Source organism: Streptomyces roseifaciens (assembly GCF_001445655.1).
GTDB lineage: Bacteria > Actinomycetota > Actinomycetes > Streptomycetales > Streptomycetaceae > Streptomyces > Streptomyces aureoversilis.
Map to the genome: position 1 here is coordinate 377214 of NZ_LNBE01000004.1, position 22992 is coordinate 400205.

At 72.9% G+C, this 22992-nt stretch carries 18 protein-coding genes; 16 read left to right on the plus strand and 2 right to left on the minus strand.

All coding sequences use genetic code 11. The features are described from left to right. Positions 1 to 58 precede the first annotated feature (58 nt). The 7 genes from AS857_RS18775 to obgE all read left to right on the plus strand — a co-directional run bounded on the left by AS857_RS18775 (position 59) and on the right by obgE (position 11157). Entirely contained in the window at positions 59 to 1618 is a 1560-nt protein-coding gene (locus AS857_RS18775; protein ID WP_058044464.1) for a CYTH and CHAD domain-containing protein, read from the plus strand. A gap of 101 nt (positions 1619 to 1719) precedes the next feature. Then, positions 1720 to 3645 (plus strand): TIGR03960 family B12-binding radical SAM protein, encoded by a 1926-nt coding sequence (locus AS857_RS18780; RefSeq protein ID WP_058044465.1) that lies wholly within the window; start codon positions 1720 to 1722, stop codon positions 3643 to 3645. Between the two features lie 140 nt (positions 3646 to 3785). Further along, positions 3786 to 4571, plus strand: coding sequence for a TIGR03936 family radical SAM-associated protein (locus tag AS857_RS18785; protein WP_058044466.1), 786 nt, complete (start codon positions 3786 to 3788; stop codon positions 4569 to 4571). Between the two features lie 221 nt (positions 4572 to 4792). Beyond that, positions 4793 to 8632 carry an Rne/Rng family ribonuclease gene (locus AS857_RS18790; protein ID WP_058044467.1) on the plus strand — a complete coding sequence of 1280 codons (3840 nt, stop codon included), beginning with the start codon at positions 4793 to 4795 and terminating at the stop codon, positions 8630 to 8632. 373 nt (positions 8633 to 9005) lie between these two features. Continuing rightward, on the plus strand, positions 9006 to 9326 hold the full coding sequence (gene rplU / locus AS857_RS18795; RefSeq protein ID WP_058044468.1) for a 50S ribosomal protein L21: 321 nt from the start codon (positions 9006 to 9008) through the stop codon (positions 9324 to 9326). A gap of 14 nt (positions 9327 to 9340) precedes the next feature. Then, positions 9341 to 9595, plus strand: a complete 255-nt coding sequence (gene rpmA / locus AS857_RS18800) for a 50S ribosomal protein L27 (protein ID WP_058044469.1) — start codon at positions 9341 to 9343, stop codon at positions 9593 to 9595. Positions 9596 to 9720: 125 nt separating this feature from the next. Continuing rightward, the gene (gene obgE / locus AS857_RS18805; RefSeq protein ID WP_058044470.1) at positions 9721 to 11157 is read left to right on the plus strand and encodes a GTPase ObgE; all 1437 of its coding nucleotides are present in this window, start codon (positions 9721 to 9723) and stop codon (positions 11155 to 11157) included. 293 nt (positions 11158 to 11450) lie between these two features. Here the strand turns inward: obgE and AS857_RS18810 are convergent, their stop codons facing one another. Further along, positions 11451 to 13487 (minus strand): hypothetical protein, encoded by a 2037-nt coding sequence (locus AS857_RS18810; RefSeq protein ID WP_058044471.1) that lies wholly within the window; start codon positions 13485 to 13487, stop codon positions 11451 to 11453. A gap of 271 nt (positions 13488 to 13758) precedes the next feature. Here AS857_RS18810 and proB point away from each other — a divergent pair, with 271 nt between their 5' ends. The 5 genes from proB (at position 13759) to AS857_RS18835 (ending at position 18915) form a co-directional block, all read left to right on the plus strand. After that, positions 13759 to 14859 (plus strand): glutamate 5-kinase, encoded by a 1101-nt coding sequence (gene proB / locus AS857_RS18815; RefSeq protein ID WP_058044472.1) that lies wholly within the window; start codon positions 13759 to 13761, stop codon positions 14857 to 14859. Positions 14860 to 15130: 271 nt separating this feature from the next. Then, positions 15131 to 15562: a hypothetical protein gene (locus tag AS857_RS18820; protein ID WP_058044473.1), complete on the plus strand. Its 432-nt coding sequence runs from the start codon at positions 15131 to 15133 to the stop codon at positions 15560 to 15562. Between the two features lie 103 nt (positions 15563 to 15665). Beyond that, the gene (locus tag AS857_RS18825) at positions 15666 to 16985 is read left to right on the plus strand and encodes a glutamate-5-semialdehyde dehydrogenase (protein WP_058044474.1); all 1320 of its coding nucleotides are present in this window, start codon (positions 15666 to 15668) and stop codon (positions 16983 to 16985) included. Positions 16986 to 17035: 50 nt separating this feature from the next. Next, a complete protein-coding gene (locus AS857_RS18830) occupies positions 17036 to 17665 on the plus strand; it encodes an SCO2584 family spore wall biosynthesis protein (protein ID WP_058044475.1) in 630 nt (209 codons plus the stop codon). Between the two features lie 155 nt (positions 17666 to 17820). Continuing rightward, on the plus strand, positions 17821 to 18915 hold the full coding sequence (locus AS857_RS18835; protein WP_058044476.1) for an SCO2583 family membrane protein: 1095 nt from the start codon (positions 17821 to 17823) through the stop codon (positions 18913 to 18915). On the opposite strand, the gene AS857_RS18840 is transcribed toward AS857_RS18835, so the two are convergent. Then, positions 18912 to 20036 (minus strand): M48 family metallopeptidase, encoded by a 1125-nt coding sequence (locus AS857_RS18840; protein WP_058044477.1) that lies wholly within the window; start codon positions 20034 to 20036, stop codon positions 18912 to 18914. The genes AS857_RS18835 and AS857_RS18840 overlap by 4 nt on opposite strands. Before the next feature lie 76 nt (positions 20037 to 20112). On the opposite strand from AS857_RS18840, the gene AS857_RS40430 reads away from it, so the two are divergent. From AS857_RS40430 to AS857_RS18850, 4 genes are all read left to right on the plus strand, one after another. Next, positions 20113 to 20280, plus strand: a complete 168-nt coding sequence (locus AS857_RS40430) for a hypothetical protein (RefSeq protein ID WP_173864779.1) — start codon at positions 20113 to 20115, stop codon at positions 20278 to 20280. Positions 20281 to 20408: 128 nt separating this feature from the next. Next, complete coding sequence (locus tag AS857_RS40435; protein ID WP_173864780.1) at positions 20409 to 20573, plus strand: hypothetical protein; 165 nt, start codon at positions 20409 to 20411, stop codon at positions 20571 to 20573. A gap of 55 nt (positions 20574 to 20628) precedes the next feature. Continuing rightward, complete coding sequence (nadD, locus tag AS857_RS18845; RefSeq protein WP_058044478.1) at positions 20629 to 21234, plus strand: nicotinate-nucleotide adenylyltransferase; 606 nt, start codon at positions 20629 to 20631, stop codon at positions 21232 to 21234. A gap of 34 nt (positions 21235 to 21268) precedes the next feature. Further along, positions 21269 to 22960: an LCP family protein gene (locus tag AS857_RS18850; RefSeq protein ID WP_058044479.1), complete on the plus strand. Its 1692-nt coding sequence runs from the start codon at positions 21269 to 21271 to the stop codon at positions 22958 to 22960. The last annotated feature ends 32 nt before the right edge of the window (positions 22961 to 22992 follow it).

The following is a 22992-nucleotide window of genomic DNA, read 5'->3' on the forward strand; positions in this document are numbered from 1 at the left end:
CCGCAGCCCGGCGTGAAGAGGGCTGCCCCGGGCGGCGCATGCGGACTAGATTCGCCTTATGGCGGACACTCTGCGCGAGATCGAGCGGAAGTACGAAGCCGGCGGCCCCGCGGCAGCGGCCTCGCTGCCCGACCTGAGCCGTGTCGCGGGCGTCGCGACCGTCACCGACGAAGGCACGCACAAACTCGACGCCGTCTACTACGACACCGCGGACCGGCGTCTCGCCGCGGCCGGCATCACCCTGCGCCGCCGCACCGGCGGCTCCGACGAGGGCTGGCACCTCAAGCTGCCCGTCGCTCCCGGGGTGCGGGACGAGATCCGGGCGCCCCTCTCGCCGGACGTGCCGCGCGCCCTCGCGGCCCTCGTCAGGGCCCGCATCCGGCACGCCGGGCTCCTCCCACTCGTCCGCATCCGCTCGCGGCGCGAGGTCACCCACCTGCTCGACCCGCAGGGCACGCTCCTCGCCGAGGCCAGCGCCGACAAGGTCAGGGCCGACCGGCTCGGCGACGGCGGCCGCAGCGCCCGCTGGACCGAGTTCGAGGTCGAACTCGGCAGCGGCACCGACCCCGCCTTCCTCGACACCGTCGAGGAGTGCCTCCTGGAGGAGGGCCTGCGCCCCTCCGACGCGCCGTCGAAGCTGGCGAGGGCGCTGCAGGAAACGGGGGACGGGAAGAAGGCGGGGGAAGCGGGTAGGCAAGCGGCGAGGAAGCCGAAGAAGGGCGGCCGAGGGGCCGTCACCGCCGGGGACCACGTCCTCGCCTACGTCCGCCACCAGGCCGACGCCCTCCTCGCCTACGACACCGCCGTCCGCCGCGACGCCGAGGACTCCGTCCACCAGATGCGCGTCGCCACCCGCCGCCTGCGCAGCGCCTTCCGCACGTACCGCGACGTCCTGGACCGCGAGGTCACCGACCCGCTCGGCACGGAGCTGAAGTGGCTCGCCGAGGAGCTCGGCGCCGACCGGGACCGCGAGGTCGTCGCCGAGCGGCTGAAGGACGCCCTGGGCGCGCTGCCGGGCACGCTCGTCCTCGGGCCCGTCCGCGCCCGGCTGCGGATCTACGCCGCCGGCCGCGCCCAGGGCACGCGCAAGCGCCTCGCCGCCCTCCTCGACAGCGACCGCTACCTCACCCTCCTCGACGCGCTCGACGCCCTCCTCGCCGACCCGCCCCTGCGCCGGGCCGCCGCGCTCCCGGCGCCGGAGGTCCTGGCCGGGGCCGTCCTGCACGACTACGAGCGCCTGGCCGGCCGCGTCGAGCACGCCCTCGCCACGGCCCCCGGCCCGCAGCGCGACACCGCCCTCCACGACGCCCGCAAGGCGGCCAAGCGGGCCCGCTACGCCGCCGAGGCCGCGATGCCCGCGCTCGGCAAGCCCGCCAAGCGCTTCAGGTCCCGGATGAAGGACGTCCAGACGCTCCTCGGCGACCACCAGGACAGCGTCATGACCCGCACGGTCCTGCGCACCCTGGCGGCCGAGGCCCACGCGGCGGGGGAGAGCACGTTCACCTTGGGACTGCTGTACGGCCGGGAGGAACGGCAGGCGGCGGACGACGAGAGGGAGCTGCCGGACGTGTGGGCGAAGGCGGCCCGCAAGCGGTACCGGGCGGCACTGGGGGCGTGACCCGGGGGCGTCCCGCGATGGTCAAGATCGCGTGCAAGGGGCGATTCCCGGCACGTTACGCTTGAGAGTCGCCCCTTGCCAGCTCACGAAGGTCCCCCCAGATGACTGCCGAATCGGTCTTCCCACAGCTCGAGGCCCTGCTCCCGCATGTGCAGAAGCCCATCCAGTACGTCGGCGGAGAGCTCAACTCCACGGTCAAGCCGTGGGAGAGCGCGGACGTCCGTTGGTGCCTGATGTACCCGGACGCCTACGAGGTCGGTCTGCCCAACCAGGGCGTCATGATCCTGTACGAGGTCCTCAACGAGCGCGAGGGCGTCCTCGCCGAGCGCACGTACAGCGTGTGGCCGGACCTCGAGGAGCTCATGCGCGAGCACAAGGTGCCGCAGTTCACCGTGGACAGCCACCGGCCGGTCAAGGCGTTCGACGTCTTCGGCCTGAGCTTCTCCACCGAGCTCGGCTACACCAACATGCTCACCGCGCTCGACCTGGCCGGCATCCCGCTGGAGTCCAAGGACCGCACGATCGACGACCCGATCGTGCTCGCGGGCGGTCACGCCGCCTTCAACCCCGAGCCGATCGCGGAGTTCATCGACTGCGCGGTCATCGGCGACGGCGAGCAGGCCGTCCTGGAGATGACCGAGATCATCCGGGCCTGGAAGGCCGAGGGCCGCCCCGGCGGCCGCGAGGAGGTGCTGTTCCGCCTCGCGAGGACGGGCGGGGTGTACGTCCCGGCGTTCTACGACGTCGAGTACCTGCCGGACGGCCGCATCGGCCGCGTCGTGCCCAACAAGTCCGGCGTGCCGTGGCGCGTGTCCAAGCACACCGTGATGGACCTGGACGAGTGGCCGTACCCGAAGCAGCCGCTCGTGCCGCTCGCGGAGACCGTCCACGAGCGCATGTCCGTCGAGATCTTCCGCGGCTGCACCCGCGGCTGCCGCTTCTGCCAGGCCGGCATGATCACGCGCCCCGTGCGGGAGCGGAGCATCACCGGCATCGGCGAGATGGTGGACCGCGGTCTGAAGGCGACCGGCTTCGAGGAGGTCGGCCTCCTGTCGCTGTCCTCCGCCGACCACACCGAGATCGGTGACGTCGCGAAGGGCCTGGCGGACCGGTACGAGGAGGACAAGATCGGTCTGTCCCTCCCCTCCACCCGCGTGGACGCCTTCAACGTCGACCTCGCCAACGAGCTGACCCGCAACGGCCGCCGCTCCGGTCTGACGTTCGCCCCCGAGGGCGGCTCCGAGCGCATGCGCAAGGTCATCAACAAGATGGTCTCGGAAGAGGACCTGATCCGTACCGTCGCCACGGCGTACGGCAACGGCTGGCGCCAGGTGAAGCTGTACTTCATGTGCGGCCTGCCGACCGAGACCGACGAGGACGTGCTCCAGATCGGCGACATGGCGGTCAACGTGATCGCCAAGGGCCGCGAGGTCTCCGGCTCCAACGACATCCGCTGCACCGTCTCCATCGGCGGCTTCGTGCCCAAGCCGCACACCCCGTTCCAGTGGGCCCCGCAGCTCTCCGCGGAGGAGACGGACGCCCGCCTGGCGAAGCTGCGCGACAAGATCCGCGGCGACAAGAAGTACGGCCGTTCGATCGGTTTCCGCTACCACGACGGCAAGCCCGGCATCGTCGAGGGCCTGCTCTCGCGCGGCGACCGGCGGATCGGCGCGGTCATCCGCGCGGTCTACGAGGACGGCGGCCGCTTCGACGGCTGGCGCGAGCACTTCTCCTACGACCGCTGGATGAAGTGCGCCGAGCAGACGCTGCCGGACCAGGGCGTCGACGTCGCCTGGTACACGACGCGCGAGCGCACCTACGAGGAGGTCCTGCCCTGGGACCACCTGGACTCCGGTCTCGACAAGGACTGGCTCTGGGAGGACTGGCAGGACGCGCTCGACGAGACCGAGGTCGAGGACTGCCGCTGGACGCCGTGCTTCGACTGCGGCGTGTGCCCGCAGATGGACACGTCCATCCAGATCGGCCCGACGGGCAAGAAGCTGCTTCCGCTCTCCGTCGTCAAGTAAGGACGTTTGTTCGAGTGGGGGCCCTGCCGGGTTGGCAGGGCCCCCGCTGCACGTACTCTAGGTAGCAGTACGACCGCACTCACGAAGGAATCAGACCACTGGGCAAGCGACAGCCCGAAGGCCCCCCGCCCGCTCCTGCGGTGCAGCGCATTCGCCTGCGCTACACCAAGCGCGGCCGCCTCCGGTTCACCAGCCACCGTGACTTCCAGCGCGCCTTCGAGCGCGCCCTGCGGCGCGCCGAGGTGCCCATGGCGTACTCGGCGGGCTTCACCCCGCACCCCAAGGTGTCGTACGCCAATGCCGCACCCACCGGCACGGGCAGTGAGGCCGAGTACCTGGAGATCCAGCTCGCCGAGGTCCGCGAGGTGGAGCAGCTGCGCAAGCTGCTCGACGAGTCGCTGCCGGACGGGCTGGACATCACGGACGCCGTGGAGGCCCGCACGTCCTCCTTCGCCGACCGGCTGGAGGCCTCCGTCTGGGAGCTGCGGCTGGACGGCGTGGAGGCCGCGGACGCCGAGCGCGCCGTTGCGGCGTTCATGGCGGCCGAGCAGGTGGACGTCCAGCGCCGCACCAAAAACGGGTTGCGGACCTTCGACGCCCGTGGCGCCGTGATCCGGCTCGAAGCGCGGGACGCCGCGGCCGATAGGCCCGGCGACGGTCCCTGTGCGATACTGCGGCTGGTTGTTCGGCACGCCACACCCGCCGTTCGACCCGACGACGTCCTGTCCGGTCTCCGCGCTACGGCCGACCTGGCGCCGCCGGTCCCCGCTGCGGTGACCAGGCTGGCGCAGGGGCTGCTCGATGAGGAGTCCGGCACGGTGACCGACCCGCTCGCGCTTGACCGCGAAGCCGCCCCGGCCTTCCCCACCACGGCCGCCGGGCCGAGCCCCGCAGGCGATGCGCAGGTGCCGGAAGGTTCCGCGTAAGGACGGCCGTCGAAGCGCCGCCGGACACCAGGGAGCCACCCGGTGCGGCAGGCGCACTGACCAGGAGACTTTCGCCGGTGCCGATGAGCATCGGACCCGGCGAGCGAGACGACAGCTCCCGTGCGGCGACCGCGCCCCGGACGGCGGTACCGCGCACATCACGCGGGCCGGCGGGCCGGAACCGGCGCGGCGCCCGGGAGCGTGACGGGAGAACCGCCCGCATGCTCGAATCCATTGAGCCCACCGAGCCCGGCTCCGCCGGGACCGAGGACAACAACAGCCCCAGCGACACGCTGCCGGCACGTCGCCGCCGCCGTGCGGCTTCCCGCCCCGCGGGCCCGCCGGCCGCGGCCGGCGCCTCCTCCGAGGCCCCCGAAGCCGCCGCCGCACCCGCGGCGGAGGCCCCTGCAGCGCCGGAGGCCGAGGCCACGGCCGCTCCTTCGACGCCCGCCCGCCCGCGCCGCCGCGCCACCCGCAAGGCCGCTGCGCCCTCCGGTGCGCCGAAGGCCGCCGAGCCCGCCGTGGCGACCGCCCCCGAGGTGGCCGAGTCCCCGCAGCCGGTCGAGCTGACCGCCGAGCCCACCGAGGAGCCCGCGGCCGAGCCCGCTCCCCGTACGCGCCGCCGCGCCACCCGTAAGGCCACCGCCCCGGCGGGTGCGCCCAAGGGTGCCGAGGCCGTCGTCGAGCCGGTCGAGCCGGCCGTCGCCGCCGCCGTCGAGGAAGAGGCCGAGGAAGTGGCCGAGGAGCTCCAGGCCGCTGCGGCCGCCCCTGCCCGTCCGCGCCGCCGCGCCACCCGCAAGGCCACGGCGCCCGCCGGCGCCCCGCAGGCCGCCGAGGCCGCCGAGCAGGTGACCGAGCCCGCCGAGGCCGAGGCCGCCGCCGCGCCCGAGGAGCAGGCCCCCGCCGCCGAGCCCCGTGGCCGCCGTACGCGCCGCCGTGCCACCGCCCCCGCCACCGCCGCCGAGGCCGAGCAGCCCGCCGAGGCCGCCGCCGAGCCGGCTCCGGCCCGTCCGCGGACGCGCCGCCGTGTCGCCGCCGGTGACGCCGAGCAGGCCGCCGCCGCTCTCGAGGCCGCCAAGGAGGCGAGCCGCGCCCGCGAGGCCGAGGCCGAGGCCGCCCCGGCCGCGGAGCCCGCCGCCCCTGCGCGTGGCCGCCGCCGCGCCGTGCGCCCCCCGACGGCCGTCTTCCAGGCGCCCGTCTTCACCGAGCCGATGTTCCAGACCCCGGAGACCGCCGCTGCTGCCGCCGCCGCGGCCGCCGTGGAGGAGCAGCCCGAGGCCGAGGTCGTGGAGGAGCGCGTCGTCGAGGCGCAGCCCGCCGGCCGCCGCCGTCGCCGCCGCCGCGGCGAGCCCGCCGAGGCCGAGCAGGTGGAGGCCCCGGCCGCCGCCGCTGCCGAGGAGGAGCCGGAGGCCGAGTCCGATGAGGCCGCCGAGGCCGCCGCCGAGGACGAGGAGCAGGGCGAGCGCCCGTCGCGCCGTCGTCGCCGGGGTGGCCGTCGCCGCCGCCGTGGCGAGGCCGCGGACGCCGAGGGCGAGCTCGAGGACGAGCAGGCCGCCGAGGCCGAGGAGGCCGAGGCCCGCGAGGAGGAGGCCGAGGAGGGCGAGGAGGCCGAGGGCAGCTCCAGCAGCCGCCGTCGCCGTCGCCGTCGCCGCCGCAGCGGTGAGGCCATCGACACCGAGCCGGGTGCGGACGAGCCCGAGCGCACGGTCGTCAAGGTCCGCGAGCCGCGCAAGCGCGAGGAGCGCGAGCCGGGCACCGGCTTCGACGAGGTGCAGTCCATCAAGGGCTCGACCCGCATGGAGGCGAAGAAGCAGCGCCGCCGCGAGGGCCGCGAGCAGGGCCGCCGCCGTGTGCCGATCATCACGGAGGCCGAGTTCCTGGCCCGCCGCGAGGCCGTCGAGCGGGTGATGGTCGTCCGCCAGAGCGGCGAGCGCACCCAGATCGGCGTGCTGGAGGACAACGTCCTCGTCGAGCACTTCGTCAACAAGGAGCAGGCCACCAGCTACGTCGGCAACGTCTACCTGGGCAAGGTCCAGAACGTGCTGCCGTCGATGGAGGCCGCCTTCGTCGACATCGGCAAGGGCCGCAACGCCGTCCTCTACGCCGGCGAGGTCAACTTCGAGGCGCTCGGCATGGGCAACGGCCCGCGCCGCATCGAGACCGCGCTGAAGTCCGGCCAGTCCGTGCTCGTCCAGGTCACCAAGGACCCGATCGGCCACAAGGGCGCGCGTCTGACCAGCCAGGTCTCCCTCCCGGGCCGCTACCTCGTGTACGTGCCCGAGGGTTCGATGACCGGCATCAGCCGCAAGCTTCCCGACACCGAGCGGGCGCGTCTGAAGACCATCCTCAAGAAGATCGTCCCCGAGGACGCGGGCGTGATCGTGCGCACCGCCGCCGAGGGTGCGAGCGAGGACGAGCTGCGCCGTGACGTCGAGCGTCTGCAGGCGCAGTGGGAAGACATCCAGAAGAAGGCGAAGCAGATCTCGACGAGCTCGCCGAGCCTGCTCTACGGCGAGCCGGACATGACCGTCCGCGTCGTCCGCGACATCTTCAACGAGGACTTCTCCAAGGTCATCGTCAGCGGTGACCAGGCCTGGGAGACCATCCACGGCTACGTCTCGCACGTCGCGCCCGACCTGGCCGACCGGCTGCAGAAGTGGACGTCGGACGTCGACGTCTTCGCCACGTACCGGATCGACGAGCAGCTGATGAAGGCGCTGGACCGCAAGGTCTGGCTGCCGAGCGGCGGCTCGCTGGTGATCGACCGGACCGAGGCGATGGTCGTCGTCGACGTCAACACCGGCAAGTTCACCGGCCAGGGCGGCAACCTGGAGGAGACGGTCACCAGGAACAACCTGGAGGCGGCCGAGGAGATCGTGCGCCAGCTGCGGCTGCGCGACCTCGGCGGCATCATCGTGATCGACTTCATCGACATGGTGCTGGAGTCCAACCGGGACCTGGTGCTGCGGCGCCTGCTGGAGTGCCTGGGCCGGGACCGTACGAAGCACCAGGTCGCCGAGGTGACCTCGCTGGGCCTGGTCCAGATGACCCGCAAGCGGGTGGGCCAGGGCCTGCTGGAGTCCTTCTCCGAGGGCTGCGTGCACTGCAACGGCCGCGGCGTGATCGTCCACATGGACCAGCCGGCGTCCGTCGGTGGCGGTGGCGGTGGCGGCAAGCGCGGCAAGAAGAAGGGCAAGGGCGCGGGTGCCGCGCCCGAGCACGAGCACGTGCACGAGGCGGCTCCGGTCACCGAGGAGGTCTCCTCGATCGCGGAGGCCCCCGCGGCCGCCGCCGTCGAGCCGGCCGACGAGGCGCCCGAGCTGGAGCCGGTGGCCGTCACCGAGGCGCAGCTGCAGCCGTCGGTCGGCGGTGACGAGGAGTGGTTCGGCAGCGCCGCGGAAGCGGAGGCTGCGGCCGCCTCTTCCAAGCGTGGCCGTACGCGCCGCCGGGCGACCCGCAAGGCGTCCGCTCCGGCGGGTGCGCCGCGGGCCGCCGAGGCGGAGCCCGAGGTCGTCGTGGAGGCGCCTGCGCCGGCCGCTGCCCCGGAGGCCGTCGCCGAGCCGGTCGCGGAGCCGCAGGCCGAGGTCGTGGAGCCCGTCGCCGAGCCGGTGGCGGAGCCCGTGGCGGAGGCGGCCCCGGCCGCTCCCGCCCGCCCGCGCCGCCGGGCGACCCGCCGGGCCTCCGCGCCCGCGGGCTCCCCGTCGGACACCGAGGCAGCCGTCGTGGTCGTCCCGTCCGTGGCCGCGGCCGCGGAGCCGGAGTCCGCGCCGGTGGAGACCCCGGCCGCGGAGCCGGTCGCCGAGGGCGTCGAGGGCGTCGGCGAGGCGGAGGCCGCGGCCCCCGCCGAGAAGCCCGCCCGCAAGACGGCCGCGAAGAAGGCCACCGCCAAGAAGGCGCCGGCGAAGAAGGCCGCCGCCAAGAAGACGGCGGCCAAGAAGACGACGACCGCGAAGAAGGCCACGGCCAAGAAGGCCGCCACCAAGACGGTGGCCAAGAAGGCCCCGGCCAAGCGGGCGACGAAGAAGGCGGCCGCGGAAGCGGTGTCCTCCTCGGAGGACTGAGCGCCCTGGGCGCCGCCGGTCGGCCACGTCGTGGTTGCGCGCCGTTGCGGCGGGAGGAACTCGCTGGGCTCAGCGAATGTCCTTCCGCCGCAACGGCGGTCAGCCCCCGCGGCGGAGTCCGGCGGTGCCGAGCCGGCCGTACTCGTACACCCCCTGTGCGAAGACGGCCACCCCGGGCGAGGGGTCGGTTTGACCCGTTCGTCAAGGGCACGTAATCTTGACGGTCGGTGTCTGTTACGGCACCACGCCACTGAGCAAACACCTTCCGGCCCGCCGGGAGAGGCCGCTCGTCCACTCGGACGGTCACGGGTTCCGGCCCGTGCGAGCGGCTGGCATCAGAGGTCCCCTTTACTAGCGAGAGAGTGAGATCCGCGTGTACGCAATCGTGCGTAGCGGTGGTCGTCAGCACAAGGTTGCTGTCGGCGACATCGTCGAGGTTGACAAGATTTCCACCGGCAACGTGGGCGACGCGGTCGAGCTCTCGACGCTGCTCGTCGTCGACGGTGAGAACGTCACCAGCGACCCGTGGGTCCTGGCCGGCATCAAGGTCTCGGCCGAGATCGTCGACCACCACAAGGGTGCCAAGATCGACATCCTGAAGTACAAGAACAAGACCGGTTACCGCAAGCGCATCGGTCACCGCCAGCAGTACACCGCGGTGAAGATCACCGGCATCCCCACGGCTGCGAAGTAAGGGACTGAGGAGACATGGCACACAAGAAGGGCGCATCGTCCACCCGGAACGGTCGCGACTCCAACGCTCAGCGGCTCGGCGTGAAGCGCTTCGGCGGTCAGGTCGTCAACGCCGGTGAGATCCTGGTCCGCCAGCGTGGCACCCACTTCCACCCGGGCGCCGGTGTCGGTCGCGGTGGCGACGACACGCTGTTCGCGCTTGAGGCCGGTGCGGTGCAGTTCGGCACCCACCGCGGCCGCAAGGTCGTCAACATCGTTCCGGCTGTCTGATCCAACGGGATCTGACGCCGTAGAGCGATAACGAGGGCGGACCTCCCTTCCCTGCACGGGAAGCGGGTCCGCCCTCGCTGCGTTACAACAGAGACAATCCCGTATGTACCTGGAGGCACACCGCTATGACCACCTTCGTGGACCGCGTCGAGCTGCACGTCGCCGCGGGTAACGGAGGCCACGGCTGCGCCTCCGTACACCGTGAGAAGTTCAAGCCGCTCGGCGGCCCGGACGGTGGCAACGGCGGCCGTGGCGGCGACGTGATCCTGGTCGTGGACCAGTCGGTCACGACCCTGCTCGAGTACCACCACAGCCCCCACCGCAAGGCCACCAACGGCAAGCCCGGCGAGGGCGGCAACCGCTCCGGCAAGGACGGCTCCGACCTCGTCCTGACCGTCCCGGACGGCACCGTCGTCCTCGACGCCAAGGGCAACGTCCTGGCCGACCTCGTCGGCGAGGGCACCACCTACATCGCCGCCCAGGGCGGCCGCGGCGGCCTCGGCAACGCCGCGCTGGCCTCGGCCCGCCGCAAGGCGCCCGGCTTCGCGCTGCTGGGCGAGCCCGGCCAGACCGGCGACGTCGTCCTGGAGCTCAAGACCGTCGCCGACGTGGCCCTCGTCGGCTTCCCGAGCGCCGGCAAGTCCTCGCTGATCTCGGTGCTCTCCGCCGCCAAGCCGAAGATCGCCGACTACCCGTTCACCACGCTCGTCCCGAACCTGGGCGTCGTCACGGCCGGTGCGACCGTCTACACCATCGCCGACGTGCCCGGTCTGATCCCCGGCGCCAGCCAGGGCAAGGGCCTCGGCCTGGAGTTCCTGCGCCACGTCGAGCGCTGCTCGGTGCTCGTGCACGTGCTGGACACCGCGACGCTGGAGTCCGAGCGCGACCCGCTGACCGACCTCGACGTCATCGAGGCGGAGCTGCGGGAGTACGGCGGCCTGGAGGACCGGCCGCGCATCGTCGTCCTGAACAAGGTCGACATCCCCGATGGCCAGGACCTCGCGGACATGATCCGCCCCGACCTGGAGGCCCGCGGCTACCGCATCTTCGAGGTCTCCGCCGTCTCCCGGCACGGCCTGAAGGAGCTGTCCTTCGCGCTGGCCGGCATCGTCGCCGAGGCGCGCGCCGCCAAGCCGAAGCAGGAGGCGACCCGCATCGTCATCCGCCCGAAGGCCGTCGACGACGCGGGCTTCACCGTCACCCTGGAGGAGGACGGCCTCTACCGCGTGCGCGGCGAGAAGCCGGAGCGCTGGGTGCGCCAGACCGACTTCAACAACGACGAGGCCGTCGGCTACCTGGCCGACCGCCTCAACCGCCTCGGCGTCGAGGACGAGCTGATGAAGGCCGGTGCCCGCGCGGGCGACGGCGTCGCCATCGGCTCCGAGGACGACGCCGTCGTCTTCGACTGGGAGCCGTCCATGGCCGCCGGTGCGGAGATGCTGGGCCGCCGCGGCGAGGACCACCGCCTGGAGGCCCCGCGGCCCGCGGCGCAGCGTCGCCGCGACCGCGACGCGGAGCGGGACGAGGCGGAGCGGGAGTTCGACGAGTTCAACCCGTTCTAACGGGTACCCGCGCCCCGTAAGGGGCGCGGGGCAGCGTCATTCACACGCCCCGTAAGGGGCGCGGGGAACTGCGCGAGCAACCACAGCCGGCCCGCAGCCGACGGAGCACGCGGCCTCCGGCCATACGGCATGGCGCACTTGAGGCAGCGCGCTGCACCGGTCGGGCGGCTGAAGGCCGTCTTCGGGCCGGTCGCGCACTTCCCCGAGCCCCTGACGGGGCACGGCACCGCACAGTCAGCATGACGAAGGCCCCGGGAGGAACCTCCCGGGGCCTTCGTCATGCTGACGCAGACTTACACGGCGGCAGCCGTGTCCGCCTCGCGCTGCATCGGGATCTCGGAGGCGCGAGCCTCCATCCGCGCGCGCCGGGCGTCCGCCTCGGCGGCGAGCGCCAGCGCGGCCGCGTTGAAGCGGACGAGCGACGGCGGGTCGGACGGGCCGAGCAGCTGGACCTTGAGCTCGGCGCGGGCCTCGGCGAGGCCGTCCAGGCGGGGGTCGCGGACGGCCGCGAGCAGGCCTGCGACCTCGCCCGCCTCCGGGCTGAGGATCGTCGCCGCGCTGACGGTCGGGAAGTTCGTGCGGAACTCCTCCTCGGTCATGCCGCTGGTGTTCGCGACGGCGTACGGCTTCTCGCTGATCAGGTAGTCCGAGACGACGCTCGACACATCGCTGATCAGGACGTCCGCCTCGTTGAAGCAGCTGAAGAGCGCCGGGCGGGCGGTGGTGATGATCTGGTGCTCCCACTCCGGCAGGGAGGCCCAGTAGGCGGTCTCCCAGGCGGTGGTGGCGGCCTCGACCGTCGCGGCGCGGCCCGGTTCGGGCGTGCCCTGCAGCATCATCCGCTCGATCTCGTCCGCGCTGTCACGGAAGGTGCTGGTGGTGAGGCGGTCCAGCTCGGCCGTGCGGCGCTCCAGCTCGGCGGTGGCCTCCGGGCCCGGACGGGCGCCGTTCCGGGCGGCGTTGGCCTCGCGGATCATGGCCTGGATGCGCTCGTTGGCACGGCCCGCGCGCGGGTCGACGGAGCCGGTCATGGGGTGCGGCTTGTAGAGCAGGCGCACCTTGGGGTCGGCGAGGAGCGCGCGGACGATGTTCTCGCCGGCGAGCATCACCGAGGTGTTGCCGGGGTTGCCGTCCCAGCCCTCCCAGGTGGGTGCGTAGAGGACGGTCGTCAGCTCGCGTGCGGGCGCGCCCGTGTACGGCCGGATCGGGGCCAGCTGCGGGCGGCCGACCTCGACCACGTCGCGGTCGTCGACGCCGATGTCGGCGAGCTGGTAGCGCTCGCGGGCGGCGGGGCCGGCGACCCAGATCTCGTCGTACGCCTTGGAGTAGGGGTTGCAGCTGGAGAGCTTGTCGCTCTCGCCGTGGTTGATGAAGGCGTGCTTGATCGACGGCATCCGCAGGACCTGCGAGGTCTTACCGGAGTTCGCCGGGTGGATCATCATCTTCAGCGAGGACTTCTCCAGGGCCATCAGGTGGACGACCTTGGGGATGCAGATGATCGGCACGTCGGTGGCCTCGATCTTCTGCACCATGAAGCGCTCGCGGAGCACGATCACGGGGTTGCCGTCGAGCGCGGCGAGGGTGGAGAGCCACATGTTGGCCTGGTAGGCCGAGGTGGTGCCGCCCGAGAAGTACATGCCGGCGGAGGGCTTGTAGTCGGCCAGCCAGCGGTCGAGCCACTCCAGGGCGCGCTGCTCGTCGGCGATGCGCTTCTTGGGCCGCAGCCAGCTCGCGAGGTGGACGGCGCCGCCGGCCGCGAGCAGCAGGGCCAGGCCGACGCCGAGCATGCCCCACAGGGGCTTCTCGGTGCCGACGGTGACCAGCAGGCCCGCGGTGGCCGGGATCGCGAAGCGCAGCAGCCGGCGGCCGTGCTGGCGGGCCAGCAGGCGCGGCGGGGCGGCGGTCAGGCGCAGGCCGGAGGTGTCGATGTTGCGGGTCACGAAGGGCAGCGTGCGGCTGCGGCGGACCATGATCGCGGTGGCCTGGCAGGCGAGGTGCGCGGCGTAGAAGAGGACGAGCCCGACGAAGACGGGGGCGTATCCGCGCAGCGAGCCGTCGCCCTGGAGCCGCAGGAGCCCGAGGAGGATCAGCATGTCGCGCAGCAGCTGCCGGACCATGACGTCGAAGCGGACCTTGCCGAGGACGGCGACGAGACCGGGGTCACGGTGCTGCAGGTAGAGATCGAGGGCGAGCCCCGCCGCGGACGCGGCGATCAGCAGCGCCACGTCGGGCAGCAGCGCGCCGACGAGCTGCGTGGCGAAGAACACCAGCATCGCGAGGAGCGCCGCGGCCTGGACGGCGCGTCGGGAGGCTGTTCCGGCAGAAGGCACTGGGAGGGCTCCTGGCAGGCGGACTAGGGGGGACTGTGGGCGTGGGGGAACCGTGCCTGGGCAACGGTCGACTACCGACCGTATGACGCGGGCTGGTCCACGAGCAATCTTCCGTGACGGCAATCATCGCAAAACAGGGCCGAACGACCACAATCCCAGACGGTAGATTTGCGGGCCTGAGGCAGCCCGGAAGAGGCGGGCGACCGGCGAATCACCTGGGGTGTGTGCAGTGACTGGGGCAGGGGAGCAGCAAGGGGCCCGTGAAGCGGCGGTGGCGGGCGCCCGCAGGATCGTGGTCAAGGTGGGGTCCTCCTCGCTCACCACCGCGGGCGGGGGGCTGGACGCCGACCGCGTTGACGCGCTGGTCGACACGCTCGCCAAGACCACCGGCCACAAGGAGGTCGTGCTGGTCTCCTCCGGCGCGATCGCGGCCGGACTGGCCCCGCTGGGCCTCGACCGCCGCCCGCGCGACCTGGCGCGTCAGCAGGCCGCCGCGAGCGTCGGCCAGGGCCTCCTCGTGGCCCGTTACACCGCGTCGTTCGCCCGTTACGGCCGGCGCGTGGGCCAGGTGCTGCTCACGACGGACGACACCAGCCGCCGTGCGCACTACCGCAACGCCCGCCGGACGCTGGACCAGCTGCTGGCCATGGGCGCGGTGCCGGTCGTCAACGAGAACGACACGGTGGCCACGGACGAGATCCGCTTCGGCGACAACGACCGGCTGGCCGCCCTCGTGGCCCACCTCGTCCGGGCCGACCTGCTGGTGCTCCTCTCCGACGTGGACGGCCTCTACGACGGCGACCCCAGCACGCCGGGCACCTCGCGGATCGCCGAGGTCACCGGGCCGAAGGACCTGGAGGGCATCTCGATCGGCAGCGCGGGCAAGGCCGGCGTCGGCACCGGCGGGATGGTCACCAAGGTCGACGCGGCCCGGATCGCGGCCGCCGCCGGCATCCCGGTCGTGCTGACCTCGGCCAGCCAGGCGGCGGACGCCCTCGCGGGCCGCGGCACCGGCACGTTCTTCCACCGCACCGGGCGCCGCTCCGCCGACCGCCTGCTGTGGCTCGCCCACGCCTCCACGCCGCGGGGCGCCCTGACGCTCGACGACGGGGCCGTGCGGGCCGTGGTCGACGGCACCGGCTCGCTGCTGCCCGCCGGCATCGCCCGGGTCGAGGGCGAATTCAGCGCGGGCGATCCGGTCGAGCTGCGCGATTCCGCGGGCCGGGCCGTCGCGCGCGGGCTGGTGGCCTTCGACGCGGGGGAGATCCCCCAGCTGCTCGGCCGCTCCACCCGCGACCTGGCCCGGGAGCTCGGGCCCGAGTACGAGCGCGAGGTCGTGCACCGTGACGACCTCGTCGTGCTGCGCCGCTGACGGGCGTCGAACACGGCGCGACAGCGTGACGACAGAGTGTGGTAAGTCCAGCCTTTCCATGGGGCCTTTCCGTAAAAACGCCACGCGGTCGCCCGCAGACTGGTCAACTTTGATGCGAGGCACATGCGGGGAGCCGTTCCGGGCAGGCGGGTTCTCGCGTACCACCGCTCCGCCGCACGCACGCGGAGCAGCGAGCAACAGGAGGCCGCCGGTGAGACGAGGGCGCCCAGGGGCGCTGCCCCGCGCTGGAGGCACGCCCCCAGCCACGGCTGTGGGCACCTCCGCCCAGGCCCGCGGGGCCGTGGGGGAGCCGCGCACGCTGACCAGCATCGGGGGCGGGGGCGGGGGCGATGCGGTGGAAGTGTCCCGGCTGTGGCACATCACCCTGAGCGTCTCGGGCGCGGAGGCGCCGCTCGCCGAGGTCCGGCGGGCGCTGGAGCAGCTCGCCCACGACCACCCCTTCCTGCTGACCAGCCGCTACGCCCAGGACCACGCCGAGATCCGCTACTGGGAGGAGGCGCGCGACCTGCACGACGCCGCGGCGGTCGCGCTCCGGCTGTGGGGCGAGCACCGCTCGACGGCCCGGCTCCCGCCGTGGGAGATCGTGGGCCTGGAGGTCATCGACCGGGAGACCTACCACCAGCGCATCGCGGAGGGCTACGGCCCCCTGCCGGCCACACCGGTGGGGGTGCACCCGTTCTGAGCGGGGCGGCACGCCGTGCGGAGGGCCGTCCACGGGCCGGACCGACCGTCCACAGTCCGGAATGCCCGCCGCCCAGGCGTCCCGCGCGGCTAGGCTTCCGGGCATGAGCAGCGTTTTCCCCTCCCCCCTCGCCGACCCGATGCCGCAGTCCCCGGTGCTGCGCGCCGCCTACCGCGCCCGCGCCGCCGCCGCGGAGCTGGCGCCACTGCCGCGCTCGGTGAAGGACGGGGCGCTGCTGGCGATCGCCGACGCCCTGGAGGTGCGGACGAAGGAGATCGTCGAGGCCAACGCCGAGGACGTGGCCAAGGCCCGTGCCGCCGGCACGAGCGAGAGCGTCGTCGACCGGCTGACCCTCACCCCGGAGCGGGTGCGGGCCATCGCCAAGGACGTCCGCGACGTCGTCGCCCTGCCCGACCCGGTGGGCGAGGTCGTCCGTGGCTCCACCCTCCCCAACGGCATCGACCTGCGCCAGGTCCGGGTGCCGCTCGGCGTCGTCGGGATCATCTACGAGGCCCGGCCCAACGTGACCGTCGACGCGGCCGCCCTGTGCCTGAAGTCGGGCAACGCCGTCCTGCTGCGGGGCTCTTCCTCCGCGTACTCCTCCAACACCGCGCTCGTGCGCGTCATCCGCGACGCCGTGGGCGGGGCGGGCCTGCCCGCCGACGCCGTGCAGCTGGTGCCGGGCGAGAGCCGCGACTCCGTGCGGGAGCTGATGCGCGCCCGCGGCATGGTCGACGTGCTGATCCCGCGCGGCGGCGCCTCCCTGATCCGCACCGTCGTCGAGGAGTCCACGGTCCCCGTGATCGAGACGGGCACCGGCAACTGCCACGTGTACGTGGACGCGCAGGCCGACCTGGACATGGCCGTGGAGATCCTCGTCAACTCCAAGGCGCAGCGCGTGAGCGTGTGCAACGCGGCCGAGACCCTCCTCGTCCACCAGGACATCGCGCAGGAGTTCCTGCCGAAGGCGCTCGCCGCCCTGGCGGAGGCCGGGGTGACCGTGCACGGCTGCGAGCGCGTCCTCGCGCTGGCCGAGGGCGGCCCGGCCACCGTGGTGCCGGCGACCGCCGAGGACTGGGAGACCGAGTACCTGTCGTACGACATCGCCGCGGCGGTCGTCGACGACCTGGACGCCGCGGTCCGCCACATCCGGCTGTGGTCCTCCGGCCACACCGAGGCCATCGTCACCACCTCGCAGGCCGCCGCGCGCCGCTTCACCCAGCTCGTGGACTCGACGACCGTCGCGGTCAACGCCTCGACGCGGTTCACGGACGGCAGTCAGTTCGGCTTCGGCGCCGAGATCGGCATCTCCACACAGAAGCTGCACGCGCGCGGTCCGATGGGCCTGCCCGAGCTGACCTCGACGAAGTACATCGTCACGGGCGACGGCCACGTGCGCGGCGGCGGGCTCCCGGCGAGCTGAATTCCCCTACGGGCCGCACGGATTGACCCTTCCGGGGCTACGCTGGACGAGTGCCGGACGACGTGGGGGGCCAGCCGTTCCCGGACGGCGAGGAGCCCGACAGCTACCGCAGCGGGGACGATCCCTTCGCCTCCGTGGTCTTCGACGAGGAATTCGTGCGGTCCGCCAGGATCCACGAGCCCTCCGCGGTCGAGCGGATGCTCGCCGCCGACCGGGCGCGCGCCGAGAGTGAGACCTCGCAGTCCGCTCAGCGCTCCCGGTCCGGCGGCGGCACCGCCGACGACGATCCCTACGACGACTACGAGGACGGCTTCGGCGGCGCCGCGCCCGGGTACCACCCGGGCCGTGCGGGCACCTGGCCCACCCTCACCCACGACCTCGACCCCGACGACGCCTACGGGCCGTACGGCCGCCACGGCGGCCTCCGGCGGCCCTACCGGGGCCATGCCCGCTGGCACCGCCCGGTGGCCTGGGTGCTCGCCGTGGTGATGGGCATAGGCGTGGTGGCCCTCGCCTTCGCCGCCGTCTACCGCAGCGCCTCCTCGGGCAATCGGCCGAGCTCCGATCCGCCGCCGGCGACCAGCGGGGTGGACGCCCCGGCGGGGGCGCGGCCGGGCCCGCTGCCCTCCGTATCGGCGGATTCCGAGCCTCCGGTGGCCTCGGCGGTGCCCCGGCCCTGAGGGACGCCGGGAACCACCGGTCCGGGGCCATGGGCTCACCCGCCGCAACGGCTGTGACCAGCACATATGTGCGTGGCCCCGGCAGGCAGTTTTTCTTCGGAACTTGTCGTGTACCAGGGCGTTTACCGAAGCCCCGGCAGACCTACTCTTGATGTATGGACGGGCCTGGAGACCCACCTGAGGGCACGCCCGAGGGTGTCCCGGCAGGTGGGGACGACGAATACCGATCCGTCGTCTTCGACGAATCGTTCGTGCGCGCTGCCCGGCTCCAGGAGCTTTCCGCCAGCGAGCGCATGGGTGACCACGCGCTCGCGGTCCGCAACCGCCACCTGTGGTCCCGGGTCAGCACCTCACGCCAGGTGATCGTCCTGGTGATCCTCATAGCCCTGGCCTTCGGCACGGCCGTCTACATGGGACTTCGCCATCCCTACAAGGACCCCGCCGTGCCCGCTGCCGAGCCCATGCGGGCCACGCTCGTCCCGCTCGCGCCGCACGACCCGGTGCCCGGCGGCCGCGCGCAGGAGCTGTTCGACCACAGCTCCGCCGCGCAGTTCCGGCTGGGCGCCGAAGGCGTCAATCTGCCCGCCGCGCGCAGCACCCAGCACTTCTCCGAGAGCCAGGTGATGGCGGCCCTCGCCGCCGCCAAGGAGTACACGGTGAAGTCGGCCCTCGACCCGGCCGTGCTCACCGGCGGCGCCCAGCGGACCGTCCGGCTGCTGCTGGACCCCGCCCAGCTCGACCAGTTCGACCGCAGCTTCGACCGGCCCGTGGACGACGGGCGGCACGCGGCCACCGGCTGGCTCGTGCGCTTCGACCCCACCCAGGTGGCCCTCGTAGACACGCCCGTGCGCACCCGCGGCGTCTTCTCGATAGCCGAGAGCGGGCCGGCCACGCTGGAGGTCTCGGCCGACCACACCTTCGTCTACGCCCTGCGCCCGGCGAAGGAGGCGGCGGACCGCAGTGCGAACGCGGACAAGTCGTCGCTGTTCACCGTGCGGCGGGCGGTGAAGTTCCGCTTCGACCGGGAAGGGCTGCAGGAGCACCACCTGATCGTGGTGCAGAGCTACGTACAGGCCGGGCCCGAGTCCTGCTCGGCCGACGACGAGGTCTACCTGCGGCCGCTGCTGGCCGGCCAGAAGCCGGACGGATCCGTGCCGGGCGACACGGACCCGTACGCCACGGGACCGGCCACCGCCGCGGTGTGCGGCTCCCTGGCAGCGAGCGCCCAGCCGGCGCCGCCGGGCCGCTAGGCCTTCCCGCCGCCCTCCGAGGGGCCTTCCGGGCCCTCCTTGGGGGAACCGTTCGCCGGGCCTCCCGGGCCCGCGGGGCGCCCGGTGAAGACGTCCTTGAGCCGACCGCCCAGGTCCCCCGCTCCGCCGGCGATGTCCCGCACCAGCCCCATCAGCGGATCCTTGCTGGACCGCACCGACTCCGCGTAGTGGTTCGCGGACTCCCGGAGGGAGTCCGTCACCGACGTGTCCTTGTCCTCCGTGCGCCGCGGGTAGTGCCCGTCCATGATCCGCTGGTAGTCCCGGCTCTCGGACCACTTCTTCAGCTCGGCGGCTCGCACCGTGGTGAAGGGGTGGGTGCGCGGCAGAACGTTCATGATCTTCAGGACGGAGTCGCGCAGGTCCCCGCCCGCCTCGTACTCCTCGGCCTGGGCGAGGAAGGCGTCCACGTTCATCTCGTGCAGGTGATTGCCGCCGGCGATCTTCATCAGGCCGCGCATCGACGCCCGGACGTCCTGCCCGACCAGCAGGCCCGCCCGGTCCGCGGACAGCTCCGACTTGCGGAACCACTCGCGCAGGGCCGTCACGATCGCCATGATCGCGACATTGCCCAGCGGGATCCAGGCCACCTTGACCGCGAAGTTCGTCAGGAACAGCAGGATCGTGCGGTAGACGGCGTGCCCGGACAGGGCGTGCCCCACCTCGTGGCCGACGACGGCCCGCATCTCCTCCTCGTCCAGCAGCTCGACCAGGCCCGTCGTCACGACGATGACGGGCTCGTCCAGGCCGATGCACATGGCGTTGGGCTGCGGGTCCTGGGTGACGTACATCGGCGGGACCTTCGGCAGGTCCAGGATGTAGCAGGCGTCCAGGAGCATCGTGTGCAGGTGCTGGAACTGCTGCTCGCCCACGCGCACCGAGTCGGACAGGAACAGCAGGCGCAGGCTGCGCTCGGGCAGCAGCGCGCTGAGCGCCTTGAAGACCGTGTCGAAGCCGCTCAGCTTGCGCAGCGCCACCAGGGCGGAGCGGTCCGCCGGGTGCTCGTAGGCGCGCGAGGAGACGTCCGGGAAGCGCTTGCGCTGCCGCCCCGGTAGCCGCTCCCCGGGAGCGTGGCCGTTGCTGCCGTTGCTGCTGTCACTCATCGAGACCCCCTCGGCGGCGTGTGCACCTTCCGGACCCCACCCTAGGCGCTGCCGCCGACAGGGCTACCGTGGAGACATGCCCCATCTGCATGCACTTGCCGCACAGCCCGGCGTGACCGAGCTCCTCGCCGTCTCCAAGGACGACACGGGCCCGGGCGCGGTCCTCCGCACCGTGCTCATCGTCGGTGTCGTCGGCATCGTCTTCCTGGCCTGGTTCCTGCTGCGCGGCTACAAGAAGGACTGACGCGGGCCCGGCGCCGCGCCCCCGACGCGCGCAGCAAGCGTGGAGTCGGCGTGAGCCCGGCCGCGGCCCCCGCATACGATGTGGCAGAAATCTCTGCCCGCTACCGTCCCGGATTGGTCCTGCCGACGATGACTGCCTTCGCCTCAGCGCACACCGCCCTCGCCACCCTCGCCTCCGAGGGCGAGCACGTCGACACGCACCCCAGCATCAGCCCCTACATGACCGGTGGCGCCGCCCTGGTCATCCTGCTGCTCCTGCTGTGGGTCACCACCCGCTTCAACCGCGACCGCTGAGCGAGCCGGTCCCTGCGGGTCCGGCGCCCGGCCGCGCCCAGTAGGGTCTGCACGCATGGGAGAGCAGACAGGGCCCGTGAAGCGGCGACTCGGCGTGATGGGCGGGACCTTCGATCCGATCCACCACGGCCACCTGGTCGCCGCGAGCGAGGTGGCCGCGCGTTTCCACCTGGACGAGGTGGTCTTCGTACCGACCGGGCAACCGTGGCAGAAGAGCCACCGGGAGGTGTCCACGGCCGAGGACCGCTATCTGATGACGGTGATCGCCACGGCGTCGAACCCGCAGTTCTCGGTCAGCAGGATCGACATCGACCGCGGCGGGCCGACGTACACCACGGACACGCTCCGTGAGCTCGCCGCCCTCAACGACGACTCGGACCTGTTCTTCATCACCGGCGCCGACGCGCTGTCCCAGATCCTGACCTGGCGGGACACGGAGGAGCTCTTCTCCCTGGCCCACTTCATCGGCGTGACCCGGCCCGGCCACATACTGGCCAATCCGGGGCTGCCGGAGGGCGGCGTCTCCCTCGTCGAGGTGCCGGCCCTCGCCATCTCCTCCTCCGACTGCCGCGCGCGCGTGGCGCAGGGCGACCCGGTCTGGTATCTGGTCCCCGACGGCGTGGTGCGCTACATCAACAAGCGCAAGCTCTACCGGCGCTGAGCGGCACGGAACCGAGGGGCACTGAGGGGAACCGGTGAACGACCGACAGGACCCGTACGCACATCAGCCGCAGGTGTACGGCTACGACGCCTACGGGCAGCCGGTGTACCACCCGGACGCGCCCGAGCGGGTCTACGACCCGTACGGTCAACCGGTGCAGCAGCACTCCTTCTCCCCTCAGGAGGCCGGCCACGGGGGCGGCGGGTACGACGGCTACGGCGGGTACGACGGCTACGGCACGGGGGGCGGCCACGACCCGTACGGCGTGCCTGCGCAGCAGCCCCCTCAGCAGCAGGCCCAGCAGCAGGAGTGGATCCCGCGGCAGGCGGGCCCGCCGTACGCCGAGGAGCCCGGCGTCCGGGAGCGGCAAGCGCAGACCCCCGGGGCGCAGCCCCACGGGGCGGGGGCCTACGAGGCGGAGCCTCAGGCGCCACCGGCCGGTCGGCAGGCACCCGGCAAGGTGCCCGCCCCCACCGCGGCGGCGGACTACCGCACCGAGCAGTTCTCGTTCATCGAGGAGCCCGACGAGGACTCCGAGGACGTCATCGACTGGCTCAAGTTCAGCGAGAGCCGCACCGAGCGGCGCGACGAGCGCAAGCGCAAGGGCCGCAACCGGATCGTCGCCCTCGTCGTGGTGCTCGTCCTCGCGGTGGGCGGCGCGGCCGGCTATCTGTTCCTCACCGGCTCGGACGGCAAGAAGGGCGCGGCCGCGACCGCCGGGGGGCAGAAGCGCGACGTGATCGTCGTCCATCTGCGGCAGACCCGCGGCGGCGGCTCCTCCACCGCGCTGCTGGTCGACAACGAGACCACCAAGAAGGCCACCACCGTCCTGCTGCCGAACACCCTGGCCGTCGCCAAGGAGGGCGGCGCCGGCTCCACCACGCTCGGCAAGTCCGTGCAGGACGACGGCACCGGGGCCACCCGCGACGCCCTGAACACGCTGCTGGGCTCCGACATCAAGGGCAGCTGGCGGCTGGACACCCCCTACCTGGAGAACCTGGTCGAGCTCGTCGGCGGCATCGAGGCCGACACCGACACCGACGTCCCCGGCGAGAAGCCCGGCGACAGCCCGCTCGTCCGGCGCGGCACCGCGCAGAGCCTGAGCGGCCGCACGGCCGTCGCCTACGCCACCCACCGCGGGCCCGGAGAGGACGAGGGCAAGCAGCTCGCCCGGTTCGGCCAGGTCATGCAGGCGGTGCTGAAGAAGATGCCGGACGACAGCGCCTCGGCCACGCGCACCGTGGAGTCGCTCGCGCAGATCCCCGACCCCTCGCTCTCCACCGAGCAGCTGGGCGCCTCCCTGGCCCACATGGCCGCGCTGGCCCGGAAGGGCTCGTACGCCACCGCGCTGCTGCCCGTGGAGAAGGACGGCACCCTCGGCGAGAAGGCCACCGGAGGCGTCGTCAAGGAGGTCCTGGGCGGCACGGTGAGGAACACCGGCCGCGACGCGACGCCCCGGGTGAGCGTGAAGAACGCCACAGGCGGCAAGGGACCCGCCACCTCCGCCCAGATCACGCTGGTCAACAGCGGCTACAGCGTGATCGACGGCGGCACGGCGGGATCCGCGGCGACGGCCTCGGCGGTGCTCTACGCGGACGAGAAGCGGGCGGCGGAGGCCAAGGAGGTCGCCAAGACGCTGGGGCTGCCGGCGGGCGCGGTGAAGCAGGCGAAGGACGCGACGACGGCCGACGTCACCGTGGTCCTGGGCAAGGACTACAAGGGCTGAGGGGGGCGGGCGGTCACCGGAGCGCCGGGGGG